Origin of the sequence: Ensifer adhaerens, from assembly GCF_000697965.2 — a bacterium.
Classification (GTDB): Bacteria; Pseudomonadota; Alphaproteobacteria; order Rhizobiales; family Rhizobiaceae; genus Ensifer; species Ensifer adhaerens.
This window is the reverse complement of record NZ_CP015882.1, coordinates 613,824-638,673: the sequence shown is the minus strand read 5'-3', so window position 1 is coordinate 638,673 and position 24,850 is coordinate 613,824. Positions and strand designations below refer to the sequence as shown.

Annotated in this window: 24 protein-coding genes; 11 read left to right on the top strand and 13 right to left on the bottom strand. The window is 60.3% G+C overall.

Translation table 11 applies throughout. From position 1 onward, the window contains the following. Nucleotides 1-82: 82 nt before the first annotated feature. The 3 genes from FA04_RS30615 to FA04_RS30605 are packed head-to-tail and all read right to left on the bottom strand — an operon-like array spanning nucleotide 83 to nucleotide 3,322. Nucleotides 83-1,315 (bottom strand): ABC transporter substrate-binding protein, encoded by a 1,233-nt coding sequence (locus FA04_RS30615; protein WP_034798675.1) that lies wholly within the window; start codon nucleotides 1,313-1,315, stop codon nucleotides 83-85. 59 nt (nucleotides 1,316-1,374) lie between these two features. Beyond that, nucleotides 1,375-2,277, bottom strand: a complete 903-nt coding sequence (locus tag FA04_RS30610; protein WP_034798673.1) for a sugar phosphate isomerase/epimerase family protein — start codon at nucleotides 2,275-2,277, stop codon at nucleotides 1,375-1,377. 10 nt (nucleotides 2,278-2,287) lie between these two features. Further along, on the bottom strand, nucleotides 2,288-3,322 hold the full coding sequence (locus tag FA04_RS30605; protein WP_082936614.1) for a Gfo/Idh/MocA family protein: 1,035 nt from the start codon (nucleotides 3,320-3,322) through the stop codon (nucleotides 2,288-2,290). Nucleotides 3,323-3,459: 137 nt separating this feature from the next. Between FA04_RS30605 and FA04_RS30600 the strand changes: the two genes are divergently transcribed. Continuing rightward, nucleotides 3,460-4,476, top strand: coding sequence for a LacI family DNA-binding transcriptional regulator (locus FA04_RS30600; RefSeq protein ID WP_034798668.1), 1,017 nt, complete (start codon nucleotides 3,460-3,462; stop codon nucleotides 4,474-4,476). Here FA04_RS30600 and FA04_RS30595 read toward each other — a convergent pair. The 6 genes from FA04_RS30595 to FA04_RS30570 form a co-directional block, all read right to left on the bottom strand. Continuing rightward, entirely contained in the window at nucleotides 4,413-5,573 is a 1,161-nt protein-coding gene (locus FA04_RS30595; protein ID WP_051659455.1) for a glycoside hydrolase family 88/105 protein, read from the bottom strand. The two genes, FA04_RS30600 and FA04_RS30595, sit on opposite strands and share 64 nt — an antisense overlap. An 8-nt stretch (nucleotides 5,574-5,581) precedes the next feature. After that, complete coding sequence (gene pglA / locus FA04_RS30590; protein WP_034798666.1) at nucleotides 5,582-7,135, bottom strand: polygalacturonase PglA; 1,554 nt, start codon at nucleotides 7,133-7,135, stop codon at nucleotides 5,582-5,584. Nucleotides 7,136-7,210: 75 nt separating this feature from the next. After that, nucleotides 7,211-8,476, bottom strand: coding sequence for an ABC transporter substrate-binding protein (locus FA04_RS30585; protein WP_034798663.1), 1,266 nt, complete (start codon nucleotides 8,474-8,476; stop codon nucleotides 7,211-7,213). Between the two features lie 39 nt (nucleotides 8,477-8,515). Beyond that, a complete protein-coding gene (locus FA04_RS30580) occupies nucleotides 8,516-9,610 on the bottom strand; it encodes an ABC transporter ATP-binding protein (protein WP_034798661.1) in 1,095 nt (364 codons plus the stop codon). 2 nt (nucleotides 9,611-9,612) lie between these two features. Beyond that, a complete protein-coding gene (locus FA04_RS30575; RefSeq protein WP_034798658.1) occupies nucleotides 9,613-10,497 on the bottom strand; it encodes a carbohydrate ABC transporter permease in 885 nt (294 codons plus the stop codon). A gap of 4 nt (nucleotides 10,498-10,501) precedes the next feature. Beyond that, the gene (locus tag FA04_RS30570; protein ID WP_034798656.1) at nucleotides 10,502-11,383 is read right to left on the bottom strand and encodes a carbohydrate ABC transporter permease; all 882 of its coding nucleotides are present in this window, start codon (nucleotides 11,381-11,383) and stop codon (nucleotides 10,502-10,504) included. A 213-nt stretch (nucleotides 11,384-11,596) separates the two neighbouring features. Between FA04_RS30570 and FA04_RS30565 the strand changes: the two genes are divergently transcribed. After that, a complete protein-coding gene (locus tag FA04_RS30565; RefSeq protein WP_034798654.1) occupies nucleotides 11,597-12,517 on the top strand; it encodes a helix-turn-helix domain-containing protein in 921 nt (306 codons plus the stop codon). A 123-nt stretch (nucleotides 12,518-12,640) separates the two neighbouring features. On the opposite strand, the gene FA04_RS30560 is transcribed toward FA04_RS30565, so the two are convergent. From FA04_RS30560 to kduI, 4 genes are all read right to left on the bottom strand, one after another. Then, the gene (locus tag FA04_RS30560; RefSeq protein ID WP_064817069.1) at nucleotides 12,641-13,777 is read right to left on the bottom strand and encodes a mandelate racemase/muconate lactonizing enzyme family protein; all 1,137 of its coding nucleotides are present in this window, start codon (nucleotides 13,775-13,777) and stop codon (nucleotides 12,641-12,643) included. A 20-nt stretch (nucleotides 13,778-13,797) separates the two neighbouring features. Beyond that, nucleotides 13,798-14,709: a 5-dehydro-4-deoxyglucarate dehydratase gene (kdgD, locus tag FA04_RS30555; RefSeq protein WP_034804438.1), complete on the bottom strand. Its 912-nt coding sequence runs from the start codon at nucleotides 14,707-14,709 to the stop codon at nucleotides 13,798-13,800. A gap of 92 nt (nucleotides 14,710-14,801) precedes the next feature. Beyond that, the gene (gene kduD, locus FA04_RS30550; RefSeq protein ID WP_034801873.1) at nucleotides 14,802-15,545 is read right to left on the bottom strand and encodes a 2-dehydro-3-deoxy-D-gluconate 5-dehydrogenase KduD; all 744 of its coding nucleotides are present in this window, start codon (nucleotides 15,543-15,545) and stop codon (nucleotides 14,802-14,804) included. Next, nucleotides 15,542-16,366: a 5-dehydro-4-deoxy-D-glucuronate isomerase gene (gene kduI / locus FA04_RS30545; RefSeq protein WP_034801876.1), complete on the bottom strand. Its 825-nt coding sequence runs from the start codon at nucleotides 16,364-16,366 to the stop codon at nucleotides 15,542-15,544. Before kduI ends, kduD begins: the two co-directional genes overlap by 4 nt. Nucleotides 16,367-16,451: 85 nt before the next feature. Between kduI and FA04_RS30540 the strand changes: the two genes are divergently transcribed. The 9 genes from FA04_RS30540 (at nucleotide 16,452) to FA04_RS30500 (ending at nucleotide 24,419) form a co-directional block, all read left to right on the top strand. Beyond that, complete coding sequence (locus FA04_RS30540; RefSeq protein WP_034801955.1) at nucleotides 16,452-17,246, top strand: NAD-dependent epimerase/dehydratase family protein; 795 nt, start codon at nucleotides 16,452-16,454, stop codon at nucleotides 17,244-17,246. Between the two features lie 2 nt (nucleotides 17,247-17,248). Further along, nucleotides 17,249-18,766 (top strand): aldehyde dehydrogenase (NADP(+)), encoded by a 1,518-nt coding sequence (locus FA04_RS30535; RefSeq protein ID WP_034801878.1) that lies wholly within the window; start codon nucleotides 17,249-17,251, stop codon nucleotides 18,764-18,766. Between the two features lie 83 nt (nucleotides 18,767-18,849). Then, nucleotides 18,850-19,587 (top strand): FadR/GntR family transcriptional regulator, encoded by a 738-nt coding sequence (locus tag FA04_RS30530; RefSeq protein WP_034801880.1) that lies wholly within the window; start codon nucleotides 18,850-18,852, stop codon nucleotides 19,585-19,587. A gap of 80 nt (nucleotides 19,588-19,667) precedes the next feature. Then, nucleotides 19,668-20,408 (top strand): FadR/GntR family transcriptional regulator, encoded by a 741-nt coding sequence (locus FA04_RS30525; RefSeq protein ID WP_034801882.1) that lies wholly within the window; start codon nucleotides 19,668-19,670, stop codon nucleotides 20,406-20,408. A 44-nt stretch (nucleotides 20,409-20,452) separates the two neighbouring features. Continuing rightward, nucleotides 20,453-20,812 carry a cupin domain-containing protein gene (locus tag FA04_RS30520; protein WP_418235975.1) on the top strand — a complete coding sequence of 120 codons (360 nt, stop codon included), beginning with the start codon at nucleotides 20,453-20,455 and terminating at the stop codon, nucleotides 20,810-20,812. 95 nt (nucleotides 20,813-20,907) lie between these two features. Beyond that, entirely contained in the window at nucleotides 20,908-21,930 is a 1,023-nt protein-coding gene (locus tag FA04_RS30515; protein ID WP_034801884.1) for an ABC transporter permease, read from the top strand. Beyond that, a complete protein-coding gene (locus FA04_RS30510) occupies nucleotides 21,930-22,817 on the top strand; it encodes an ABC transporter permease (RefSeq protein ID WP_034801886.1) in 888 nt (295 codons plus the stop codon). The genes FA04_RS30515 and FA04_RS30510 overlap by 1 nt, the downstream gene beginning before the upstream one ends. A 4-nt stretch (nucleotides 22,818-22,821) precedes the next feature. Then, nucleotides 22,822-23,658: an ABC transporter ATP-binding protein gene (locus FA04_RS30505; protein ID WP_034801888.1), complete on the top strand. Its 837-nt coding sequence runs from the start codon at nucleotides 22,822-22,824 to the stop codon at nucleotides 23,656-23,658. Further along, the gene (locus FA04_RS30500) at nucleotides 23,658-24,419 is read left to right on the top strand and encodes an ABC transporter ATP-binding protein (RefSeq protein WP_034801890.1); all 762 of its coding nucleotides are present in this window, start codon (nucleotides 23,658-23,660) and stop codon (nucleotides 24,417-24,419) included. Before FA04_RS30505 ends, FA04_RS30500 begins: the two co-directional genes overlap by 1 nt. The last annotated feature ends 431 nt before the right edge of the window (nucleotides 24,420-24,850 follow it).

The window sequence follows — 24,850 nt, the reverse complement described above, 5'->3', positions numbered from 1 at the left end:
CTCAATGCGATCGAGCGCTTGCGGAAGGCGGCCCGGCTCTCCGGTTCAGGCGGGATGCCTCTAGGCCGCCTTGGCCAAGACTTTAGCCCAGGACTGCCTTTATCTTTTCAGCAGCCTGGTCGAGTGCTTCCTTCGAGCTCATCTGTCCCGTCAACGCTGCCTGGATTGCATCCTGGATTGCCTTTGAGATCTTCGGCCATTCCGGGTGCGGGCCGCGCGGCTTTGCGTATTTCAACTGCTCATTGAAGACCTTAAGGGCCGCGTCCTTGAGCGGCACGCCAGTCTCCGGAATAGCGATGTCGGAACGGGCGGGAAGCTGGCCGAAGTCCTTGAACATGCGATCGTCCTGCGAGACGAAGTACTCGAGCACCTTGAACGCTTCGGCAGGGTGTTGCGTGTTGGAGAATATCGCCCAGTTGAAATCGCCCATGGCCGATGAACGCTCCGCACCGAGCTCAGGCACGGGCAACAGAGCGACACCCCAGTCGAACTTCGCCTCCTTGACCATCCGGTCGAGCTCCCACGGACCGGAGATGACCATGGCGGCGTTGCCGGAGTTGAAGGTACCGGTCGAATCCCACTGTCCGCGGGTGAGCGTGTCCGGCGACGCCAGCTTCTCCGTAATGATGGTCTTCCAGATGTCGAGCGCCTTGACGGCGCCATCCGAATTGATGTGCTCGTAGCCACCACCGGCCATTTGGGCCCAGGGGAGAAACTGGAAGGTCCCCTCCTCGTTCGCCTTAGCTGAAAACGCGATCCCATAAACGTTGGCCGCAGGGTCCGTCAGCTTGCGAGCCGCATCGACGAGTTCGTCCCAGGTTTGCGGCGGCTTGGAAGGATCGAGGCCCTTCGTCTTGAACATGTCCTTGTTGTAGTAGAGCGCAATCGTGTTCGTGGCCTTGGGAAGACCGTAATTCTTGCCATCCCACATGGTGGAGGCGAGCGGGCCAGGGAAATAGGTCGACGTCTTGACCACCGTCGACTTGGCGATCATATCGGTGAGATCGAGGAACGCGCCGCGCGACGAAAAAAGCGCATGCTCAGGATTGTCGATAGCGATGATGTCGGGTGCCTGCCCGGTCGAATAGGCGCGCATCGCCTCGCTGACGACGTCGTCAAACTGGATCTGGCGGTACTCCACCTTGATGCCAGTGTTCAGCTTGTTGAAGTCCGAAATCAAGTTCGGTGCGGGTTGAATATCGCGATCGAGCGACCAGACGCTGATCGTGACATCCTCCGCCTTGGCGGTGAGGCCGAATAGAGAGACACCTGCAAGGGCGAGCGCGCCCAGGATTGCGGATCCGCGGATAGCCATTTTCTCCTCCTTTGATTATCCCCGAGCCGGCATCCTCCGTGCCGGCCAACATGCACGTCTCAGACCGGATCGATGACGAAGTCGCCGCCCCGGCACGTTTTGAGGTAATTCAGGCCGTGAACCTGGCCGGTCATCTCCAGATCGTCGCGATAGACCGGGTCATGCCAGCCTTCGATATCGATCGAGCCGGACCAACCAGCCAACCGAAGTTCGGAGATCACGTCGGTCCAGTTCGTGTCGCCAAAGCCGGGCGTACGCATGAAGACGAATTTCTCTTTGCCGAAGATCCCGTGTTCACGGATGACGTCCCAGCGGATGGTCGCGTCCTTGCCGTGCACGTGGAAGATCTTGCTTGCCCATTTGCGGATCTGCGGCAGCGGATCGATCAGATAGACCATTTGATGGCATGGCTCCCATTCGAGCCCGATGTGGTCGTCTGGCGTCTCGTTGAAGATCAGTTCCCAGGCATCCGGATTATGCGCGATGTTCCAATCGCCGGTATGCCAGTTGCCGTCCATGGCACAGTTCTCGAATGCAATCCTTACGCCCTTGTCGGCGGCACGTTTCGACAGCTCGGACCAGATTTTCCTGTAACGCGGCAGGCTGTCGGTCAAAGGCTTGCCGCGAAGGCGGCCGGTGAACCCGGCAACGCAGGTCGCGCCGAAGTGGTGGGCATTGTCGATGCAGTCTCGCCAGCCCTGCAAGGTCTCTTCGTCGATCGCGGTCGTCTCCAACGGATTGCCGAACATGCCGATCGTGGAGATGGTGATGTCACGATCGCCGACCGCCGCCACGCAACGCTTGCCGAGGTCGGCGAGGTCCTGGCCATTCGTCGTTTGCCAGAAGAAGGGCTCGAAACTCTCGAAGCCCATGCCCGCGATCTGGGCGATACGCCTGTCGGCACCGCCCTTCGTGGCAGAGATCATCGTGCCAATACGGATGGATTTGCTTGGGTTGATCAAAATAGGCTCCCTAGGCTGCAATGGTGACGCGTTTGCCATCCCGCGCGCTGTCGATCGCGCCGAAGACCATGGCAAGGCTCTTGATGTTGTCGCTGCCGTCGGTTTCCGGCACGGTTCCCGCGTCGATCGCGCGGATGAAATTCTCGATCACGCTGGCATGCCCGTTCGTATCGGCGAGATCTTCGGTATCGGGCACCGCAACCGGTTCAACGGTGCGCATGAAGCCCTCCTGACCCGTAACGACTTTGGCGTCAAAGCGATCGCCGCCATCCCAAAGCAAGGTGCCCTTCGAACCGGTGATGCGCCACGCGCTCTCCCAACTGGTGTTGGCACCCTCAGCGCACCAGGAACCGCGATAGGTGAAGGCGACATTGTCGGAGAACTCGAAGATCGCATTGGCGGCCGCGCCATGGCGATACCAGGAGCCCTTGGGATTGTATTCGTGGCAATAGACCGCGAGCGGGTCCTTGCCCGACATGAAGCGCGCTGCATCGAAGGTGTGGATGGCCATGTCGAGCAGCAAGACATTGTCCATCTGCTCGCGAAATCCTCCGAAATGCGGGCCGAGGAAAAAGTCGCAATGCAACGCCGTCAGCTCACCGAGAACGAGCGACTCGATGAGGCGGCGTATGCGCCGAACACCGCTGATGAAGCGACGGTTTTGAACGATCGCATGGATCCGCGAGGCCGCTGCAGCAAGTCGACGCAATTCGCGTGCCTCGCCGAGCGAGGCGGCCATGGGCTTCTCACTCAAAACGTGGCAACCATGCGCAAGTCCGGCGGCCACCACCGCACGACGTGCGGCCGGAACGACGATGTCGAACAAAAGATCTGCGCGGCTCTCGCGAAGCACGGTCGGCAGGTCCGTTCCGATAACGATCCCGCCAAGGTTAAATTCGGTAGCGAGCGCCTCAGCAGTCGCCTGGTCGAGATCGACGAGGCCAACAATCTCGACTTTCACGCGAAGAAGTTCGCTCTCCGTCAGCGCCCTCAGCCAGCCTTTGGCCATAGCTCCGCACCCGCACAAAACGGCCCTGTATCGCACGTGATTTCCTCCAAGAAACGGAAGCAGCAACTCCTCAATTGTCTTCCGTAAACGTTTACGATACTATGCGGCAAAGGGTTTTTATGTCAAGAGGTGTGAAAATGACCAGTCGCGGGTCTGGGGAGGAACGCGGAAAAATGAAGGGGATTCGCGAGCTTGCCGAACACCTCGATATCTCGATCGGGACAGTATCCCGGGCGCTGAACGGTAAGCCCGACGTCAACGAAGAGACCAGAAAAAGGGTGCTCGAAGCAGCCGAGTCCCTTGGTTATGTCGCCAACCAATCGGGCCGTGCGCTCCGCAAGGGCGCGACCGGCGTCATCGGCTTCATGATGCAGACCGGCTCCGAAATCACCGGCCAGGGGGACACATTCTTCATGAGCGTCTTCGACGGTGTCCAGACCGTCTTTGCTCGTCACAAGCTCGACCTCGTCGCCCTGCTCTGCTCCTCTGAGGAGGATCCGAACGACTACTTGAAGCGCGTTGTCGCGCGCGGTTTTGCCGACGGCATCATCCTTTCCGCAACAAGGCGACACGATGCCCGCTTCGAGCTGTTGTCCAAACGCAAGATCCCGTTCATCACGCTCGGACGTAGCCTGACAGATGTCGGTCAACCCTGGCTTGATCTGGATTTCGAGGGCATGGCTGAAGCATCGATCGATCGGCTGGTTGCGCACGGCCACAAGCACATAGCGATTACGCGGCCGCATGACGACATGAACCTGGGCTATGTGTTTGAAGATCAGTGCCGTGCGACCCTGGCCCGACATGGGCTTCACCTCGACGAGCGTCATGTGTTCCGCTCAACCCCGAACGAAGCGGGAGGGTATCAAATCGCCCGGGAACTGAGTGCGCTTGAGACCCGTCCGACGGCGATTGTGCTCATCAACGAAGCAATCACTGTCGGCCTTTATCGCGGACTGGTGGAAGCCAGCATAAAGCCCGGACGGGACATGGCGATCATCGGTCGTCAAAGTCCGCATTCGCAATTCCTGTCGCCCCGATTGACGGCTTTCAGCCTGTCCCTACGCGATCTTGGCATAGCACTTGCCGAATCCCTGCTTGGTACGATGCCGGCTTTTGCCGACATTTACCCGGTGAGATCTGCGCGGTTCCTCTGGCCCATGACGCTCGTCCCGGGTGAGAGCGACTGATCGACACGTTTGCTGACACTTTCGGCGAAGGCCATCATCAGCGGACCGACGCCCTTGGGATCGTCGCTCACCAGCCGTTCTGCGAGGTAGTAGCCGGGCGTACCGTCCCTGTACGTGCCTTCGAAGCCTCCGAGACCTGCAACGCAGACGATCGTCGTCAGCCTGGTTATGCCCTGGGCGTCGGCAATGAGCCGCATAGAGAGCAGAGCGTCGAGTGCGCGGCGGCCGGCCGCGATTGTCTCTGACGCTCGATCAGGTTCGACGAGCCCAAGGCGTGCGGCGCGGATCAGCGCATAGGCAAACATGGCGGAGGCCGAGCTTTCCTCGTAGTTGCCTTCGAGGTTCGGTGCGTCAAGCACCTGCATCCAGAGGCCAGACGATGTCTGCCGCGCCATGAGTTCCCCCAAAAGCTGGCGTGCCCTCAGCCGATGAGGACCGGAGATTTCGTCATCAGGTAGAAGCGCCAGCGCATCCACGAGCGCCATCGCCAGCCAGCCAACAGCCCGTGCCCACACGGCAGGCGATTTGCCTGTCTCCGGATCGGACCACAGCTGTTTTCGGCTGTCGTCGTAACCATGAACATAGAGGCCGGCCGGGGTCGCCGTTAGCGAAAGCGCCGTCGAAAATTGCCGAAGGGCGTCAGTAACAAGCGCCGGCCTATCCGTGGCCAGCGCATATTCGATTTGAAACGGCAGGCCCATATAGAGCCCATCGAGCCAGACCTGGTGTGGGTAGCGCTTCTTGTGCCAGTAGTTGCCCTGGGGGATGCGCGGATGGCTTTCGAGTTGACCAGCCAGATGTTCTGCCGCCGCGAGATAGCGGGCGTCGCCGGTATCCCTGGCCAAGGCAAAGAGCGATCGTCCGGCGAGAATGTGGTCGATATTGTATTCTGTGGGATCGTAGCCGAGGAGTGAGCCATCGGGCCCGATTTGCCGATCGGCCAGCCGGTGAAGATGGTCCATCCAACGTTTCTCGCCCGTCGCCTGAAACAGCAGCTGAAGGCCTCGGTAGAGGCAGCCGTCTTCGTAACACCAGCTCCCGCCCTTGTAGGGACTGTAGCGATGCGCGAACTGGTCGAAATAGTCGGTCGGGTTCATGGGATCTCTCACTCGAAGTGCGTTGATATCGCGGCGGTGCTCAGGAGCGCCGGCTCGTCGCAATCGACGTCCGCTTGTTCCGAGACGATCGTTTCATGCCGCATCGGTCGGATCCCGTCGGCCATGACAGGAGGAGCGGCTGTGGCCTCGTAGTTGAAGGAGACGATCTTGAGCCGACGAATTTTGATGTTGCGGATTGGGGCCTCCGGCAGGCCAAGGAAGGTACCGGCGACATGGGCCAACTTCCGGATCTCGACATCCTCGATCGTGACGCCGTCGATGACAGGCGTGCCCACATCGACTGGAGCCGGCTGGCGGGATTGCACCCAGGCGTCGTGGCCGTCGGCATCGCAATGGTAGTGTGCGTTGGCAGAAAGCGCGGTCTCGACGCCGTCCATAAGAACGCTGCGCATAGCGATATCGGTGATCGCTCCACCACGCCCGCGCCGCGTCTTAAGGCGCAGGCCGCGATCTGTACCGACCATGGCGCAATTCTCGATCGAAACGTCGTGCACGCCACCAGACATTTCCGAACCAATGACGAGCCCCCCGTGGCCACGCTCCATCAAGCAGTGGCTCACCCGCACGCCACGCGTTTCGCTCAGATGGTCATCCTCACCATTTGGGCCGCGTTTGCCGGCCTTCACGGCGATGCAATCATCCCCGACGGAAAAGCGCACGCCGGTGATTGTCACGTCGCGACAACTTTCAGGATTGAAGCCATCGGTATTTGGGCTGTCGAACGGAGCGGAAATGAATAGTCCTGCCGCCGTCAATTGCCTGCAGCCCTGCGGGTGGATCGTCCAGGAGGGCGCATTGCGGATGGCAAAGCCAAGGAGCTGCACATTTGAGCAGGAAACGAGATGAAGGCCGCGCGGGCGGCGTGCACCGTCACGCGTTTCTTTCGGCCAGGTCCACCAGTCGCCCCTATCGCCGGAACCGTCGAGCGTGCCCTGCCCCTCGATTGTCAACTCTTTCACGCCAACGGCATGGAGCGGAGCTGCGAAACAGTCGGCCGGAAGGCCTTCCCAGCTCCCCAACATCCGGCCGGACGCGTCACGGGCGGGCAGGATGGGCCATCCGCGCCGCACCGACGGCGCTCGCAAGACCGCCCCTTGGGAAAGGTGGAAAGTCATGTGGCTCTTGAGTTTGACCGGAAATGCCGTCCAGACCCCAGCCGGCACCCTCAACGTACCGCCCACCGGAACCGCAGCAACGGCCTCTCTCAAAGCAGCCGCATTCCGGCGGGCACCGTCGAAATCCTCGGGAAGAACATCAAGGACAAGACCAAACTCGGCGGCGTCGACGAGCCCCGCGCAGGACGGGGTGTCAAACTCGACCGCTTCAAACCCTTCCGCTTCGAAGCGGTAACGTGTGCGAGGTTGAAGCTCGTGCAGCAGAGGCACAGCAAGGGAGGTCTCTCCCTGCCGCATCTGATTGTCCCCGTCGGACGAGGAAAGGCGCCACTTCGCTGTCGCCGGCAGGTGGTATAGCGCTCCGCGTGCCGGCAGGCAAAGCGCCGCCGTTCGCGCCGACAGCGCGATGATGGATGGTCGGGTCATGATCTCTCTCGTGTAGGCTTCCCGTAGGGCGCAGGGACGCCCGCCGCGACAAGCAACGGCGGGCAGTCTTAGCGATCAGTCAAACTTGGCGAGAACGTCGTTCACCGTATCGATGATCTGTTCTGCCGCCTCCTTGGCATCGAGCTGCCCGTAGGCGTATTCCTCGAGCGTATCGATGAAGGCGGCGCGGATCTCTGGGTGTTCATTGAACGGCGAAACCGTCGGCCCGCCGGCGGCCAGCACGATGGCATTGGCGGCGCGCACCTCGGGCTCGCCCTTTTCGCCAAGGCGAGTGGCAGCGGCCTTCGACGCCGGCAGGCCGCGAGAGGTACCGAGTGCATCGATCCCCTCCGGCTCGTTCAACAGGCAGTTGACGATTTGCGCCGCAGCCGCTGGGTCCTTCGAATTCTTCGAGATCGAGAACACCATGGAGGGCTTTCGATAGACGCCGTCCGTTACCGCATCAGCAAGCTTGAGCATCGGCACGGGCGTCAACACCTGACCGTCCTTCAACGGATCGGCATACTTGGAATAGGTCGAATCCCATTCATAGGAACCGGCGACCTTCCCCTCGGCCCAAGAGGGTTTCTCGAACAGATTGACGTTGCCGTCGGCGGCCTCTTCCTTCTGGGAGCGAATGGCGCCGGTCTCGACCAGCTTGCCGAGGAAGGAAATGCCTTCAGCCAGCTCCTCAGGTGTCCAGGCAACACGGTTGGTCTCAGGATCGACGAGATCCTTTCCGGTCTTCTGGACGACGGCCAATGTCGTTAGAAGTTGCGCGGTCTCCTTGACGGCGTTGAAGGTGTAATAGTCCTTGCCAAGCTTCTCCTTAATCGTTGCCGTCGTAGCGAAGAACTCTTCCCAGGTTTTCGGGATAGGCACCCCGGCCTTCTCGAAGGTCGTGGCATTGAAGAAGAAGACGCGGCCGGTGGTCGAGACGGAAAGCCCCTGCAAGACGCCGTTCATTGAGCCCGCCGCGAGATCGGCTTCGCTCCAGTTGGAAAGATCGATCGCCTGGAGCGTCCGCAGGTCCGCAAAACCGTCACCATTTTTCGAAAACAGCGGCAGCCACGGCCAATTGACCTGCACGATATCGGCCTCGGTCTTGCCGGCCATTTGGGTCGTTAACTTTTCGAGGTAGCCGTCAAAACCAGTGAACTCGCCTTTGACGGTATGGCCATATTTTTCACCGCAAGCTGCGATCGCCTTCTGGGTGGCAACGTGGCGGCTCTCGCCGCCCCACCACGCCATGCGTAGCTCAGCGGCGTGCGCTGCCGTGGCGAGCGCGAGAGCGCCATATGCAACGCTGGCGAGCGCAGCGTTCTTTACTGTCATTCTCATTGGTTTCTCCTCCTTGAAATTGAACGACGCATCGCCTCCTCAAAGCGACACGTTGCGGCCATCGGTCTTGTCGAAAACATGAAGCTTTCTGGGGTCGGGGCGCAGCCGGATCAGATCGGAGCGGCCAAGAGCCTCGAATTCGGCGGCGCCCACTACACTCACCAGCTTTCGACCCTCGAGATCGGCGTGAAGGTAGACTTCATGGCCCATGAACTCGGCATTCGTGAGTTTCGCTGTGAACGCAGGGCCGTCGGTGGCGAGTGAGAGGTGCTGCGGGCGCATGCCGAGCACCGCCTCTGCCGGCCTCGCCGAGAGCCTTGCTTGAAGGTTGGAGCCGAGCGGCAGGCGCTGGGTCCCGATCGAAAGATGCCCGTCGACAAGTTCGGCATCGACAAGGTTCATCTCGGGGCTGCCGATGAAGCCAGCGACAAAAAGGTTCGCCGGGCGATTGTAGAGCTCCTTCGGCGCGGCAACCTGCATGATGTGGCCCGCCTGCATGACGCAGATGCGGTCGCCCATCGTCATCGCCTCGGTCTGGTCGTGTGTCACGTAAATGACCGTTGAGGATAAGCCTTCGGCCTTGAGCTGGCGGTGCAGGTCGGTGATGCGGACCCGCATCGAGGCACGCAGCTTGGCGTCGAGGTTGGACAGCGGCTCGTCGAACAGGAAGACGCCGGGCTTCTTGATCAATGCACGCCCAAGCGCCACGCGCTGAGCCTGGCCGCCGGAGAGCTGCTTCGGCAACCGATCGAGCAACGGCTCGATTTCAAGGATCTTGGCTACGTGAGCGATAGCCGCGTCGATCTCCGCCTTCGGCTTGCCGGCAATCTTCAACCCGAAGGCCAGATTGCCGCGCACTTTCATGTGCGGGTAGAGTGCATAGTTCTGGAACACCATTGCGATGGAGCGTTTGCCGGGCGGCAGGTCGTTAACCCGCTGGTCGCCGATCACGACCTCGCCTCCCGAAATCTCCTCGAGCCCCGCGACCATGCGCAATGTGGTGGACTTGGCGCAGCCAGAGGGACCGACGAAGACCATGAACTCGCCATCCTCGATATCGAGATTGATCCCGTGCACAGCCTTGAATGCGTTGCCGTAGACCTTTTCGAGGTTCTTCAATTGGACCTTAGCCATGTTCAGCCTTTGACTCCCCCAGAGGAGATCCCTTCAATGAAGTACCGTTGCGCAGCGAAGAAGACGACCAAGGCAGGCGTGATCGTCAGCACCGACATTGCGAGAATGCGGTTCCATTCGAAGGCTTCGGTGGTGTCGATGGAAAGTTTGAGCGCGAGGCTCACGGGATATTTGTCGACCGATGACAGGTAAATCAGCGGTCCCAGGAAGTCGTTCATGGTCCACATGAACTGAAACAGGCAGACAGAGATCAGCGCCGGCGCGAGCATCGGCACGACGATGTAGACCAGCGTCTGGAGACTGTTTGCGCCGTCAACACGAGCGGCCTCTTCCATATCCGCCGGAAGCGAGCGCAGGAACTGCACCAGCATGAAGACGAAGAAGGCATCGCCCGCAAAGGCGGAAGGTACCCAGAGCGGCAGGAACGTGTCGAGCCAGCCGAGATCGCGAAAGAGAATATACTGCGGAATGCGGGTTACAACATTTGGCAGAAGCAGGATGGCAATGACCGAACCGAAGAGGATCTTCTTCAGCGGAAAGTCGAACCTTGCGAAGGCATAAGCCGCCATCGTGCATGAGATCGCCGTACCGATGACCTTCGGCAGAATGATCAGGAAGGAATTCCAGAAGAACCGGCCGAACGTATAGGGCGTCGACGTCTGCCAGCCCTTTACATAGCCGTCAGCCGTCGGATTTGCCGGCATGAAACCAGCACCAGAAAAGATCTCCGAATTCGTCTTGAAACTCGCGCCTACCAGCCAGATCAGCGGGTAGAGCATGACGAACCCAACAGAAAACAGAAGCACATAGCGAACCGCCGTGGAGATCAGGCGGACCCTTGCCCTGCGTGCAGCCACGCGATCGTTGAGAGCTTGAAACTCGGTCATCTCGTCAGCTCCTCTTGTCGCCGGCGTAATAGACCCACTTCTTGGAGGACCAGAAGGCAACAAGGGTCAGCACAGTGATGATGGCGAAGAGCACCCAGGCGATAGACGAGGCGTAGCCCATGTTGAACTTCTTGAAAGCCTCGTCATAAATGTAGAGCGGCAGCAGATAGGTCGCCTTGAGTGGGCCGCCCTGGGTGATGATGTAAGGGCCGTTAAACTCCTGGAACGCCTGAACCATCTGCATGATCAAGTTGAAGAAAATAACCGGCGTTAGCAGCGGTAGGGTGATCCAGAAGAAGGTGCGCACTTTGCCGGCGCCGTCGATGGCGGCCGCTTCATAAAGTGACTTGTCGATCGATTGAAGGGCGGCAAGAAAGATCACCATGGCCGAGCCGAACTGCCAACAGCGCAGCAGCGTGATGGTGAAAAGCGCATTCACGGGATCGCCGAACCAATCGACGGGCGCGATACCAAGGGTCGAAAGCGCCATGTTCGCAAGGCCCTGCGAAGCGAAGACATAACGCCACAAAACGGCAATCGCGATCGACCCCCCAAGGATTGAAGGCACATAGAACGCCGTTCGAAAAAGACCGATGAATTTCAACCTGTGGTTTAGAATTGCAGCGATGAAGAGCGCAAAGGCGAGCTTCAAAGGCACGGTAATGAACACGTAAAGCAGCGTTACGTTCAGCGACTTGATGAAAGTCCGGTCGCGGGTAAACAGCCGCTCGTAGTTGGCGACACCTGTCCAGCGCGGCTCGCTCATCAAGTCGTAACTCGTGAAGCTGAGATAGAATGAGCCGATGAACGGAATGGCCGTGAAGATCAAGAGGCCGATAATGTAGGGCGCCAGATAGCCAAGCCCTAAAAGACGATGCCCTTTCATGCCGGCCCTCCCGGACGGCACTGCAGAGCGGCCATTTTAGATACGGTTTCGTACAAATTACGCTCCCGGAACGGCGCAGACAGGCGCAGGCTGTAGCCTCCTTCCCGTCCGCTGACCGATCTCCTCCCAGTTCGATGCGGTGCGTGCATGCATTTCTGCGATGACATTCACGTATTTTTGTCGCAGAATGAATTCACAAAGGCGAGGAAAAAGATGGACGAAATTGAAGGTGGAATTCTCTCAGCTATTCCACCGGCGGCGCTGACGCTTAATCTGACCCGCGCTGCTATCCGGATGGAGCATTCGCAGACTTGGCGCATCGACAAGTCGAACCCGGTCGACGACCTCGTCATCTGCCTTGAAGGGCGCGGCCACTATCTGGTCGACGGCGAGCCACGCGTGATGGAGCCGGGTGATGCCATGCTGATTTCGCGCGGCCAGCGCTTCATCGGATGGAGCGAGGGACCGGAGACGTATCTTGGCCTCGCCCAGCATTTCACTCTTGATATTTACGGCCGCCACAACCTGGTCGAGCAGATGGATTTGGTGCCGAAGTTGAGACTGGCGCGGTGGGGGTTGCTTGAGCCGTTGGCGCGCCACTATCGTCAAAGCGCGCCGCCCTCTTCCGTGACGCTTGGCCAGCACCACCTGTTCATGGTTCTGTTGATCGCTTTCATCGAGGATGCGTTCATCGGGTGGCGAGACCATGCCACCTACCAGCCCGAGGGGGCAGACGCGATCGATCTCGCTGTCATGAAGGCCGCAACGATGATCTCCGCCAACCCGCTCGACCCGGATATTGCGACGAAAGCGGTTGAGGCATCACCCTACAATCGCGATTATTTCCTGCGGGAATTCCAAAAGCGCGTGGCGCGCACGCCGCGCAAGTACCAGGAACTGAAACGCATGGAGCGGGCGATGCACTTTCTCGAAGCAGGGCTTTCGGTTTCCTCTGCGGCCGCGGAAGTCGGCTATCCCGACCCCTACTACTTCTCACGCATGTTCAAGCGAACTCTGGGTCTCAGTCCACGCGATCACATGAAAAGGGTTCGCCAAAGCCGAGATGGCGGCCTCATGCACCTCGACGAGCGCGAACAGGCCCTGGTACTTGCCGACGGGCTTGCGGGCGACTAGCTCGAAGTGTGTTGGCGCTAAGCCGGACAGACAAGCAACCATGTGTCTCGCCGCGATGATGTGGGAGAACATACCCGGCAATTTCGGAAATGGCCCTGGTCGGCACGCGTGTCAACAACACTTTCATGTCTCGGGCATCTTGAACCTGGCGAGCGCGTCACGATCGATCTCGATGCCAAGGCCGGGCGCATCGGGGATGGCAACGACACCGTCGACCGCCTCGATCGGCGCCTTCAGCACCGCCTGCCGGAACGGGTTTTCCGTCCGGTCGAACTCCAGGATCGGTTCGATCGGGTTGACCCGCACCGGATCCGGCGTCATCGCCGCCATGAACTGCAGCGCGGCAGCGATATGCACGCCCGTGCCCCAGACATGCGGCACGATGCCAACGCCGTGCAGCGTCGCAAGGCTCGTGATCTTCGCCATCTCGGAAAAACCGCCGCAGCCGCAGAGATCCGGCTGCAGGATATCGACGGCACGGCTTTCGATCGCCGGCCACATGCCATAGCGGCCATGCCAGGTCTCGCCGCCGGCAACCGGGATCGGCTGGCCGGCCCTGACCGCGCGATAGGCGGAAAGCTGTTCCGGCACGACCGGCTCCTCGAACCAGTCGATGTCGTAGTCGGCCGCCGCCTTGCCAAGCCGGATCGCCTCGGTGACGGTGTAGCCATGGTTGGCGTCGATCATCAGTCGCATCTCGTCGCCGATCGCCTCGCGCACGGCACGAATGACACGCAGGTCTTCCTCGATGCCGAAGCCGATCTTGATCTTGCAGGCATGGAAGCCTTGCGCCCGGCGCTCGGCCATCTCCAGCGCATTGTCGGAGACCCGGTCGACGCCATCGCGCTTGAAGCTGCCGGTCGCATAGGCGCGCACGCTCTCGCGCCAGCGCCCGCCAAGCAGCATGGAGACGGAGGCACGATAATGTTTGCCCTTGATATCCCAGAGCGCGATATCGATGCCGGAAAGGGCGGTAATCGCAAGCCCGCGCTGCCCCTGATCGCGCAGCGCGTTGTAGAGGATCGCCCAGAGCTTTTCCGTCTGGCGCGGGTCCTGGCCGATCAGCCAGGGCGTGTACGCCGCAACCACCGCCGCATTCGGCCGCGCCGGGCCGAGGCACTCGCCCCAGCCGATCGTGCCGTCGTCGCACTCGATCTCGACCAGCACATGGGCGCGACGGTCAAAACGCATGGAGGCGCTTTCGAACGGCACGGCCAGCCGATGTTCGAGAAGGTGGGTGCGGACGGCGACGATCTTCATGGGCTATCCTCGCAAAACGCTCATTTCTGACGCTTGTTCGCACCGATGAGCGCGTCGAGCATGGCGACTTCCTCCTCGGTCAAGTCTTTCAGCGGCGCACGCACCGGACCGGCATCAAAACCCTGCAGCCGCACGCCGGCCTTGATCGCCGACACCGCATAGCCCTTGGCGCGGTTGCGGATGGCCATGAACGGATAGAAGAACTCGTTGAGGATGCGCTCGCAGGTGGCGCGCTCGCCGGCGCGAAGGGCGGCATAGAATTCATTGGCAAGGCCCGGCACGAAATTGAAGACGGCCGAGGAATAGGTGGTGAAGCCGGCACCGAGATAGGCCTCGGCAAACAGTTCCGCCGTCGGCATGCCGCCGAGATACATCAGCCGGTCGCCCATCTTGGCGGTGACCTGGCGCACCAGCCCGATGTCGCCGGTGCCATCCTTGAAGCCGATCAGGTTCGGGCATTCGTCGCACAGCCTTGCAAGCGTGTCGGCCTGCAGCACCGCGTTGTCGCGATTATAGACCATGACGCCGATGCCGACCGACTGGCAGATCTTCTTCACATGGGCATAAAGCCCTTCCTGCGGCGCATCGATCAGATAGTGCGGCAGAAGCAGGATGCCGTCGGCACCGACGCGCTCGACCGAACGAGCGATGTCGACCGCCATCTCCGTGCCATAGCCGCAGCCCGAGACGATCGCCGTGTCGCCGGAAACGTCCTTGGCCGCCCTGACGATGCCGGGGATCTCGTCCGGCTTCAGCGAAAAGAACTCGCCGGTGCCACCGGCCGCAAACAGAACCGGGGCCTTGTAGCCGGCCAGCCACTCGACATGCGCCCGATAGCTGTCCGGCGCAAACCGACCCTCCGCATCGAAATGCGTCACCGGGAACGAAAGCAGGCCCGATCCAAGCGCGGCCTTGATCTGCTCAGGGTTCATAACGTTGATTTCCTCTATGGTTGATAGCCCCAGATAATCGGGATATCACACCAATGTCAACAGTCATCATACAACTCATCATACAAGTCATCTTAGCGCGCCAGCCAACCGCCATCGACATTCAACACCGCACCATGGATGTAGTTCGCAGCCGCCGAAGACAGAAACACGGTCGCACCCGCAATGTCTTCGGAGCGCCCCCAGCGGCCCGCCGGAATCCGCTCGAGTATTGCCTTGCTACGTTCAGGATCTGCCCTTAGAGCCTCGGTGTTGTTGGTCTCGATATAGCCGGGCGCAACCGCATTGACGTTGATGCCTTTTGACGCCCATTCGTTGGCGAGAAGCTTCGTGACGCCCACAACGCCATGCTTGGCGGCGGTGTAGGACGGTACGCGAATTCCGCCCTGGAAGGAAAGCAGCGACGCGATGTTGACCACCTTGCCGGACATGCCCTTCGCAAGCAGCTCCTTGGCAAAAGCCTGGGTCGTGAAGAACAGTGCCTTGAGGTTGACATCCATGACTGCATCCCAATCAGCTTCGGAAAAATCAACCGCGTCAGCGCGACGGATGATTCCGGCGTTGTTGACGAGAATGTCGAATTCCGCACCGGCAAATACTCCGGTTGCCGCCATCGGATTGGCGAAATCAAGCGCCAGTGCAGTCGCCCTTCCCCCGGCCTTGTCGATGAGCGCAAGGGTCTCGTCGGGCGCCCTGCGCGCGGCGCAGACAACCTCAGCGCCCGCCTGAGCCAGGCCAACTGCGATCGCTTGGCCAAGACCAGCATTCGCCCCTGTGACGAGAGCCTTATGTCCTTCAAGAGAAAAGAGATTTTTCATCGCAGATCCGCCGGTTGAATGAAATCCATATCCGTGTAATCGACGTTGTCGCCGGCCATCGCCCAGATGAAGGTATAAGAGCCGATGCCCGCGCCCGAGTGGATCGACCATGGCGGCGAGATCGCGCCTTCCTCGTTGGCGATAAACAGATGCCTCGTCTGCTGTGGCTCACCCATCAGATGGAGCACGCGAGATTTTTCGTCCATACCGAAATAGAGATAGGCCTCCATGCGGCGATCATGCACGTGGGAGGGGATCGTGTTCCAAACGGAGCCGTCTTCGAGCGTTGTGTAGCCGAGCACGAGCTGGCAGCTTTCCATCACGAGCGGGTGGATGAACTGATTGATGGTCCGCTTGTTGGAGGTTTCCATCGCGCCAAGCTTGACCTCCTTGCTTTCACCGAGTGTCACAAGCCGCGCCGGCAGGCTGCGGTGCGCCGGGCAGGAGACGATGTAGAAACGTCCGCGTCCGGCAAACGTCACCGCACCAGAACCGGCCCCGAGATAGAGCACATCGCCGCGGTTGAGCGCGTATATCTCATCACCGGCTGTCACCGTACCGGCCTCACCGATGTTCACGACACCCATTTCGCGCCGGTCAAGGAAGGACGGCGTCTTCGTTTCCTCGACCCGATCGAGCGTCAGCGCAGCACCGTTAGGAACGGCACCTCCCATAACGAAGCGATCGTAGTGCGTGTAGACCAGCCGGATCTCACCGGGCCGGAACATATCCTGCGCCAGGAAATGCTTACGCAGGCCTTCTGTATCGAGCGCTCGCGCATAGTCCGGATTAACGGCCTGCCTTGTTTCGACGGTCAGCATTCGGTCCTCCTTTGAGGTATTGCGAACAAGAGATAATACATGTAAGTCCGTATTGTATGATAACGTGTTCAAGGTCAAGACCCGAATGAAACGCCTCCTGATCACGGGCGCGGCTGGCGCGCTTGGCCGCGCCTTGCGACCGCGACTGGCGTTGCTTGCCGAAACAATCCGTCTTGGCGACATCGCACCGGCTGATGTCACCGGCCCCAACGAGGAATGGATGCACTGCGATCTCGCCGAACCATGGGCCGTCGACGCGATGGTGGCGGGCTGCGACGGTATCGTGCATCTGGGTGGGATCTCCGTCGAACGCCCGTTCGACGAGGTTGTCACCGGCAACATCGTCGGCCTCTACAATCTCTACGAGGCCGCCCGCGCCCATGGCTTGCCCCGCATCATCTTTGCAAGTTCAAACCACACGATCGGCTACTATCCGCAGACTGATCGACTTGGGCCCGATGCACCGTTTCGCCCCGACGGGCTCTATGGTGTGTCCAAATGCTTCGGTGAATCGCTCGCCCGCCTGTACTTCGACAAGTTCGGACAGGAGGCAGCACTGGTGCGCATCGGCTCCTGTACAACTGAGCCGATGGACCATCGGATGCTGTCGACCTGGTTTTCTCATGGCGATTTCGCATCGCTGATCGAAGCCGCTTTCCGCTCCCCAGTGCTTGGTTGCCCAGTCATTTGGGGCGTTTCAGCAAACGACAGCTGCTGGTGGGACAATTCGCATCTGACTTGGCTCGGCTGGAGGGCGAAAGACAACGCCGAGGCCTGGCGCGAGAAAATCGAAACGAACGCGGCGAAACCAACCCCCGACAAATCAATGGCGCGCTTTCAAGGCGGTGCCTTTACCGACAATCCTATCTTCAAGGAGTGACAATGACCTTCACCCCTCACGGCAAACACCTGGTTGCGGGCGAGTGGATCGCGACCGAGCAGACATTCAGCAGCGAACCGGCCCATGGTGCCGCGTTTGACTTTTCCGTCGGCACGCCGGATCTGGTCGACAGGGCCGCAAAATCGGCCGAGGATGCCTTCTGGTCCTATGGCCATTCAAGCCGGAAAGAGCGCGCGGCATTTCTAGAAACGATTGCCGATGAGATAGAAAGCCGCGGGGCGGCCATTACCGAGATCGGCAGTGCAGAAAGCGGTCTGCCGCCCGCCCGGCTAGAAGGAGAACGTGGACGCACCACCGGCCAGCTCCGACTTTTTGCAGCCCATCTCGAAAAGGCCGACTATCTCGACAGACGCCACGATGAAGCGCTGCCTGACAGAAAGCCCCTGCCGCGCCCCGACATCCGACTGCTTCAGCGACCTGTCGGTCCGGTTGCGGTGTTCGGTGCCTCCAATTTTCCGCTGGCTTTCTCGACAATGGGCGGCGATACCGCGTCGGCTCTTGCCGCCGGGTGCCCGGTCATCGTGAAGGGCCATTCAGCCCATCCTGGCACGAGCGAAGTGGTTGCCGAGGCTGCCCACGCAGCGATCAGGAAGCAAGGGCTTCACCCCGGCGTATTCTCACTCATCCAGGGCGGTCGCCGGGACGTCGGCACTGGCCTCGTTACACATCCCCTCATCAAGGCCGTCGGCTTTACCGGCTCGCTTGCGGGTGGCCGCGCGCTTTTCGACCTATGTGCGAAGCGCCCGGAACCAATCCCCTTCTTCGGCGAACTGGGTTCGGTCAACCCGATGTTCATCCTGCCCGAAGCCGGCAAGGTCCGCTGCGAGGAAATCGCCAAGGGTTGGGCAAGCTCGTTGACGATGGGCGCCGGACAATTCTGCACCAATCCAGGCATTGCCGTGATCGCAGCAGGCGAGGCGCCAGCGTTTGCGGAAAGCGTGCGTGCGGCGCTTTCGAAGATCGGCGCACAAGTGATGTTGACGGATGGAATTGCCAAAGCGTATCGCGATGGGCGCAATCGCATCGCCTCAGGCAGCGGCGTTCGCGACGTCTTCACATCCAGCTGCGATCGGCGCAACGTCACACCCAATCTCTTCCTCGTCTCTGCACGGGACTGGCTCGCCAACCATACGCTTTCAGAAGAAGTCTTCGGCCCGCTCGGCCTCATCGTCACGGCCGAAAGCATTGAAGAACTGGTCGTCGTCGCCCAGAGTTTCGATGGCCAGCTGACTGCAACTCTTCATCTCAACGACGGAGACACCGATCTTGCACGCCAACTTATGCCGATCCTGGAGCGCAAGGCCGGCCGTCTTCTCGTGAACGGATTTCCCACGGGCGTGGAAGTCTGCGACGCCATGGTTCATGGCGGGCCCTATCCGGCCTCTACGAATTTCGGCGCGACCTCGGTCGGAACTATGGCGATCCGCAGGTTTCTGAGGCCCGTATCCTATCAGAATGTACCTGACGGGCTTTTGCCTGCTGATTTGCTATCGGATTGAGGAGCGATTGCCTCGTCCGCCATCTTTGGCGTATCCAGAGATGAAGCGGCAGGTGCCGCCACATCCTGGAACCGGGCAACCACATGACGATAGCGACTGCTTCCGATACGAACGCCCCGCAGCCCAGGACCCTGGTGGCAAAGGTTACCGACGTTCTGCGCTCCCATATCGCCGAGGGCCGCTACCGGCCCGGCGACCGCCTGCCATCAGAGGCGCAACTGACCAAGGAATTTAACGTCAGCCGCACTGTCGTAAGAGAAGCGATTGCAGCACTGCGTTCCGACGGATTGGTCGAGGCACGACATGGCGTCGGCGTTTTCGTGCTGGAGCCTGCCCCGGCCGCAAGAAATTCGTTTCACAACGTCGATCTCGCCCGCGTCTCATCATTGATCGAGATGCTGGAAATCAGAACGGCAGTCGAAGGCGATGCAGCCGGGTTGGCCGCGCTTCGCCGCTCCCCGGGACAGGAAGGCAAAATTATCGAAGCGTTCGAAGCATTTCGCATCCGCGCCGAAAGTGGTGAGCCGACCGCCGAAACCGATTTTGCTTTTCATCTCGCCATTGCCGAAGCGACGAACAATCCAAGGTTTGCCGAGTTTCTCCATGTGCTCGGGCCGGCTGTCATCCCGCGCCGTGCGGTCGCCCGCGAGGGAGAGGAAGCCGCCCTTCCCTCCGTCGAGATGCGCCGGCTTCTCGATGAACACGAGGCGATACTCGACGCGGTCCATAGCGGGGATGAGGAACAGGCTCGCGCGGCCATGCGCGATCACCTGAAGAACAGCCAGACACGATATCGCTCCATGCTGCGAACCTTGCGCTAGCACTGGTTGAGAGAGCCGCACTTGCATTCGAACAGATTACGACTAACATGCCAGACAGGTTTGAGCATGTTAGGACGAAAATGGAAGCCGTAAACACTATGGAGCGTGGCACGTCGCTTGCGGCAAAAATCAGCGCCGCGCTGCGTCGCGATCTGGCGGAAGGCGTGTTTCGCCCCGGCGACCGGCTTCCGAGCGAAAGCGCTCTGACGCGCGAGTATTCCGTCAGCCGCACAGTCGTAAGGGAAGCGATTGCCATCCTTCGCGCCGACGGGCTGGTCGAAGCGCGCAAGGGCGCCGGCATATTTGCCCTTGAGACAAAGCCGGAAAAGGAGCAGCCTTTCAAGGATTTGAAGACCGAGCGGATTTCGTCGGTCATAGAGCTTCTTGAACTTCGGACGGTTTTCGAGGTGGAATCGGCAGGGCTGGCGGCCGCGCGCCGTTCACCCGCCCAGATCGAAACCATCCTTGAGGCCCATCATCGTGTTGGCGAGTGCCTGGCAACTGGCAATCCTACGCGCGATGCGGATTTCGAGCTTCACCTGGCGATTGCGGAAGCCACGCAAAACCGGCGTTTTCCGGAGTTTCTCCAACTGATCCGTACTGGCATCATTCCGCGCGGCGAGTTGCAGGGATCTGCGCCGGGGTCGCGCCCGAAGGACTACAACCTCCATCTTCAGGAAGAGCATGGCCAGATCGTTGAGGCAATCATCGAAGGCAATGCTGAAGCGGCGCGCGAGCGCATGCGCGCCCACTTGCGGGGAAGCCTTGATCGGTACAACGCGCTCTTGCGTTCCCGCACCATGAGCCCCGACGCAATTTAATAGACGCGCAGAGTTGTCATACAGGCGAAAGGACATGTATGGTGATGTTGTCATACATCACCTATGAGGTCCGCATGTCTCTTCCTACTTTCCCCACGATTTCGACCGATACCGGCGTCACCCGCCAGGTGCTTTCAGATTCGCCTGAGCTCATGGTCGTCTCCTTTCGCTTCGAAAACGGTGCAAAAGGCAAGCTCCACCGCCACCCGCACGTGCAATCGACCTATGTGGCGCGCGGCAAATTCCGCTTCTTTCGCAATGGACAGACCTATGAATTGAAGGCTGGCGACAGCCTCGTAATCCCCGGAAACACGGAACATGGCTGCGAATGCCTGGAGGCAGGAGAGCTCATCGACTGCTTCACACCCCGCAGAGATGACTTCCTCTCCGTCAGCTCTGCTTGACACTCGACATAACCTGTGACAGGTTCAGTGAAAGTTGTCATACAGGATTGGAGCCTGTAACGCCTCACCGCAGGCGACTGACAAACGGAGGAACCATGTCAATTCGTCGCCTACGCTTCCACGGCGTGGCCGGGCATGTCGGGACCATTGCGGTCACGTTGCTCGGCCTTCTGCTCCTGACGTTCTTCATCGGCCGCCTTATGCCTGCCGATCCGGTCCGCGCGATCGTCGGGGAGGACGCAACCCGCGAGACCTACGAACAGGTCTATCGTTCGCTCGGGCTTGATCGACCTCTTTGGGAACAATTCGCCTACTATCTTGGAGACGTTTTCACCGGCAACTTCGGAACCTCCATCCGCACGGGCCAGCCGGTCATTCAGGATATCCTGCACGTGATGCCGGCAACGATCGAGCTTGCAACCTTCGCAATCCTCATCGGAGCCGGCCTCGGCGTTCCGCTCGGAGTGCTTGCTGCCGTCAACAAGGACCGCTGGCCCGACCATGTCGTGCGCGTCTTCAGCCTGTTCGGGCACTCCATGCCGATCTTCTGGACCGGCATGATCGCGCTTATCGTCTTTTATGCTTATCTCGGCCTCGTCGGCGGCAGCGGACGCATGGACCAGTTCTATATTGGCCTTATCGAGGAGCGGACCGGATTCCTGCTGATCGATAGCCTGATCGCCGGCGAAATGGATGTGTTTTGGTCGGCCGTCAACCACATCATCCTGCCGGCGTCGCTGCTTGGCTACTCCTCTTCCGCCTATATCACGCGCATGACCCGCAGCTTCATGCTGGATCAGCTCGGTCAGGAATATGTCACGACGGCGCGCGTCAAAGGCCTTTCTCGCAGCCAGACGATCTGGCAGCACGCCTTCATCAACATTCGGGTGCAACTGGTCACCATCATTGCGCTTGCCTATGGCTCGCTGCTCGAAGGCGCCGTGCTGATCGAGACGGTCTTCGCGTGGCCGGGCTTTGGCCAATATCTCACCAATAACCTCATTACCGGCGACATGAACGCCGTCATGACCTGCGTCCTGATCGTCGGGATCATCTTTATCGCCCTCAATCTTCTGTCCGACGTTCTCTATCGCATCTTCGACCCGAGGACACGCTGATGACCACCCAAGCTGAAACTGCGTTCCGCTTGCCGGCTCCGCTTTACGCACTCAAGAACATCGTGCGCTTCCTGTTGAAGAGCCCAACCTCGACCTTCGGTCTTGCGGTCCTGGTGCTGCTCGTCCTTGTCGCAACCTTCGCGCCGCTGATTGCCACCCATGACCCCTATGCCCAGAACCTCGCAAACACGCTGCAGGCGCCTGGAAATGGACATCTGTTCGGCACCGACGAGCTTGGTCGTGACATCTTCAGCCGCCTGGTCTGGGGCTCGCGTATCACGCTTACGATTATCTTCCTCGTCTCGATTGTCGTTGGCCCAATCGGGCTCGTCATCGGCACGACTGCCGGCTATCTCGGCGGGAAGGTCGATACCGTGATGATGCGGATCACGGACATCTTTCTCTCCTTCCCGAGCCTCATTCTTTCGCTCGCCTTCGTTGCAGCGCTGGGTCCAAGCCTGAACAACGCCATTATCGCGATTGCGCTGACCTCTTGGCCACCGATCGCACGCCTCGCGCGCGCAGAGGCAATGACCTTTCGCAAGGCGGACTACATCTCGGCAGCCAGGCTCCAGGGCGCATCGGCCACACGCATCATCGTCAAGTCGATCATGCCCATGTGCCTGCCCTCGGTGCTCATTCGCCTGACACTGAACATGGCGACCGTTATCCTGACGGCTGCCGGTCTCGGTTTTCTGGGGCTCGGCGCCCAACCTCCGCTGCCGGAATGGGGCGCGATGATTGCGACAGGCCGCAAGTACATGCTGGACAGCTGGTGGCTCGTCACCTTCCCGGGTGTCGCCATTCTTTCGGTCAGTCTCGCTTTCAACCTTCTCGGCGACGGGCTGCGCGATGCGCTAGATCCGAAGCAGATGAACCGGAGGTAGACCGATGAGCCAAGACATTCTTCAGGTCGAAAACCTCCGCATCCGCTATGGCGGCGCAGCGACCGATGCCGTGCGCGGCGTGTCCTTCACCCTCGGCCGCGAACGCCTTGGCATCGTTGGCGAGTCCGGTTCCGGCAAATCGACTGTCGGACGGGCCTTGCTGCGACTTCTGCCGGGCGCCACGATTACCGCCGACACGCTGCGCTTTGCCGAGCTTGATCTGACAGCCCTTTCGGAAAAGGAACTGCTCAAGGTTCGCGGCCGGCGCATGTCCATGATCCTTCAGGATCCGAAATTTTCTTTGAACCCTATTCGCCGGGTCGGTGACCAGGTGGCGGAAACCTATCTGCGGCATTTCAATTGCACCAAGGCGGAGGCGCGTGAAAAGGCGCTCGCCATGCTGTCGGCAGTCAAGATCCGCGACCCGGAGCGCGTTTATGACCAGTATCCGCACGAGATATCCGGCGGCATGGGGCAGCGCGTGATGATTGCCATGATGCTGCTTGCTGATCCCGAGCTCGTCATCGCCGACGAACCGACCTCGGCACTCGACGTCACGGTGCGACTTCAGGTGTTGAACATTCTCGATGGGCTGGTGCGGGATCGCGGCATCGGGCTCATCATGATCAGTCACGATTTGAACCTTGTACGCAATTTCTGCGATCGCGTACTCATCATGTATGCCGGCCGTATCGTTGAAACGCTGGCCGCCCGCGATCTCGACAAGGCCCAACATCCTTACACGCGTGGCCTGCTGGCAGCTCAGCCGCGGATCGGCGGCCCACGCGCACCGCTCCGCGTGCTCGATCGCCGCCCCGAATGGCTGGAGGAGAAAGCCTGATGTCCGTCTCTATCGAAGTTCGCGATGTCTCTATCACCTTCGGTAGCGGTCCCACCGCGGTCAAGGTGTTGCCAACCGTCACCTTCTCCGTGGCGCCGGGCGAATGCTTCGGCCTCGTCGGCGAAAGCGGATCAGGCAAGTCCACGGTCCTGCGTTGCATCTCTATGCTGACCGACATCTGGACCGGCGACGTACTGATCGGCGGCAGGTCGGTGCGTGACATGCCGCTGATTGAGCGTTGCCGCACGCTGCAGATGGTCTTCCAGGATCCCTACGGTTCGCTGCATCCACGCCAATCGGTTCGCACGGTGCTGAACGAGCCTCTCGTCATCCACAAGCTCGGCGACCGGGAGGAGCGCATACGCAAGGCAATCACGGATGTGGGGCTGCCGGTCTCCTTCCTCGATCGTTTCCCCCACCAGCTCTCGGGCGGCCAGCGCCAGCGTGTTGCGATCGCGCGGGCGCTGATCCTCGAACCTTCCCTGCTGCTCCTCGACGAGCCGACGTCGGCGCTCGATGTTTCGGTGCAGGCGGAAATCCTGAACCTGCTTCAGCGTCTGCGTGAGGAGCGCGGCTTCACCTACATCATGGTGACGCACGATCTGGCCGTCGTGGACCATATGTGCGACCGTTTCGCGGTCATGTTGCGCGGAGAAATCACCGAAGTGCTGCCGCGCGAGGCGATCCCCGGCAACCAGGCAACCCACGCTTACGCGCGTGAGCTGATCGGCGCCTCGCTGGAGTACGAAGGCTCGCACTGAGCAAGCCGCATCTCCTCCCAAAAGAAGACTCCTCCTCCCCAACTCGCCCGGTCCTGTGCCGGGCTTTTCCTTGCCTGATGGCCCCGGTTGAGGACTATCGGTGTCTGAGCTTGCCAATGATCCCGGGAGCACGCCTGCGACCCTTTCGGCGCGTGCAGCCCGGGCATGTGAACCTGGCCGCGGCACGCTTGCCAATCGCTGCCCCTCCCCAGACGTACCGGTGATGAAGGTCTTCGCGAGGCGAGGGCGATGGGTAGGCAACCACGCAAACCCGCACAGATGAGGAATACTTCGGCTTCAAGCGAGAGGAAACCGAACAGCGGCAGCCACGGGGTGACGTTGCCGATTTCGTTCCGCATGCGTTGGCGCCCGGCCGACGGCACTTTTCAATGCAAAAAGAAGGCGCATGGTCAAATGCGCCTTCTTTCCTT

Bases quoted from the DNA above. Each gene is read 5' to 3' on its own strand.
- FA04_RS30560 (WP_064817069.1), bottom strand. From the start codon at position 13,777: ATGAAGATCGTCGCCGTCCGCACCCACCTTCTCGAACATCGGCTGGCC.
- kdgD (WP_034804438.1), bottom strand. From the start codon at position 14,709: ATGAACCCTGAGCAGATCAAGGCCGCGCTTGGATCGGGCCTGCTTTCG.
- FA04_RS30565 (WP_034798654.1), top strand. From the start codon at position 11,597: ATGGACGAAATTGAAGGTGGAATTCTCTCAGCTATTCCACCGGCGGCG.
- pglA (WP_034798666.1), bottom strand. From the start codon at position 7,135: ATGACCCGACCATCCATCATCGCGCTGTCGGCGCGAACGGCGGCGCTT.
- FA04_RS30515 (WP_034801884.1), top strand. From the start codon at position 20,908: ATGTCAATTCGTCGCCTACGCTTCCACGGCGTGGCCGGGCATGTCGGG.
- FA04_RS30520 (WP_418235975.1), top strand. From the start codon at position 20,453: ATGTTGTCATACATCACCTATGAGGTCCGCATGTCTCTTCCTACTTTC.
- FA04_RS30615 (WP_034798675.1), bottom strand. From the start codon at position 1,315: ATGGCTATCCGCGGATCCGCAATCCTGGGCGCGCTCGCCCTTGCAGGT.
- FA04_RS30525 (WP_034801882.1), top strand. From the start codon at position 19,668: ATGGAAGCCGTAAACACTATGGAGCGTGGCACGTCGCTTGCGGCAAAA.
- FA04_RS30595 (WP_051659455.1), bottom strand. From the start codon at position 5,573: ATGAACCCGACCGACTATTTCGACCAGTTCGCGCATCGCTACAGTCCC.
- FA04_RS30510 (WP_034801886.1), top strand. From the start codon at position 21,930: ATGACCACCCAAGCTGAAACTGCGTTCCGCTTGCCGGCTCCGCTTTAC.
- FA04_RS30530 (WP_034801880.1), top strand. From the start codon at position 18,850: ATGACGATAGCGACTGCTTCCGATACGAACGCCCCGCAGCCCAGGACC.
- FA04_RS30580 (WP_034798661.1), bottom strand. From the start codon at position 9,610: ATGGCTAAGGTCCAATTGAAGAACCTCGAAAAGGTCTACGGCAACGCA.
- FA04_RS30600 (WP_034798668.1), top strand. From the start codon at position 3,460: ATGAAGGGGATTCGCGAGCTTGCCGAACACCTCGATATCTCGATCGGG.
- FA04_RS30540 (WP_034801955.1), top strand. From the start codon at position 16,452: ATGAAACGCCTCCTGATCACGGGCGCGGCTGGCGCGCTTGGCCGCGCC.
- kduI (WP_034801876.1), bottom strand. From the start codon at position 16,366: ATGCTGACCGTCGAAACAAGGCAGGCCGTTAATCCGGACTATGCGCGA.
- FA04_RS30575 (WP_034798658.1), bottom strand. From the start codon at position 10,497: ATGACCGAGTTTCAAGCTCTCAACGATCGCGTGGCTGCACGCAGGGCA.
- FA04_RS30500 (WP_034801890.1), top strand. From the start codon at position 23,658: ATGTCCGTCTCTATCGAAGTTCGCGATGTCTCTATCACCTTCGGTAGC.
- kduD (WP_034801873.1), bottom strand. From the start codon at position 15,545: ATGAAAAATCTCTTTTCTCTTGAAGGACATAAGGCTCTCGTCACAGGG.
- FA04_RS30585 (WP_034798663.1), bottom strand. From the start codon at position 8,476: ATGAGAATGACAGTAAAGAACGCTGCGCTCGCCAGCGTTGCATATGGC.
- FA04_RS30535 (WP_034801878.1), top strand. From the start codon at position 17,249: ATGACCTTCACCCCTCACGGCAAACACCTGGTTGCGGGCGAGTGGATC.
- FA04_RS30570 (WP_034798656.1), bottom strand. From the start codon at position 11,383: ATGAAAGGGCATCGTCTTTTAGGGCTTGGCTATCTGGCGCCCTACATT.
- FA04_RS30505 (WP_034801888.1), top strand. From the start codon at position 22,822: ATGAGCCAAGACATTCTTCAGGTCGAAAACCTCCGCATCCGCTATGGC.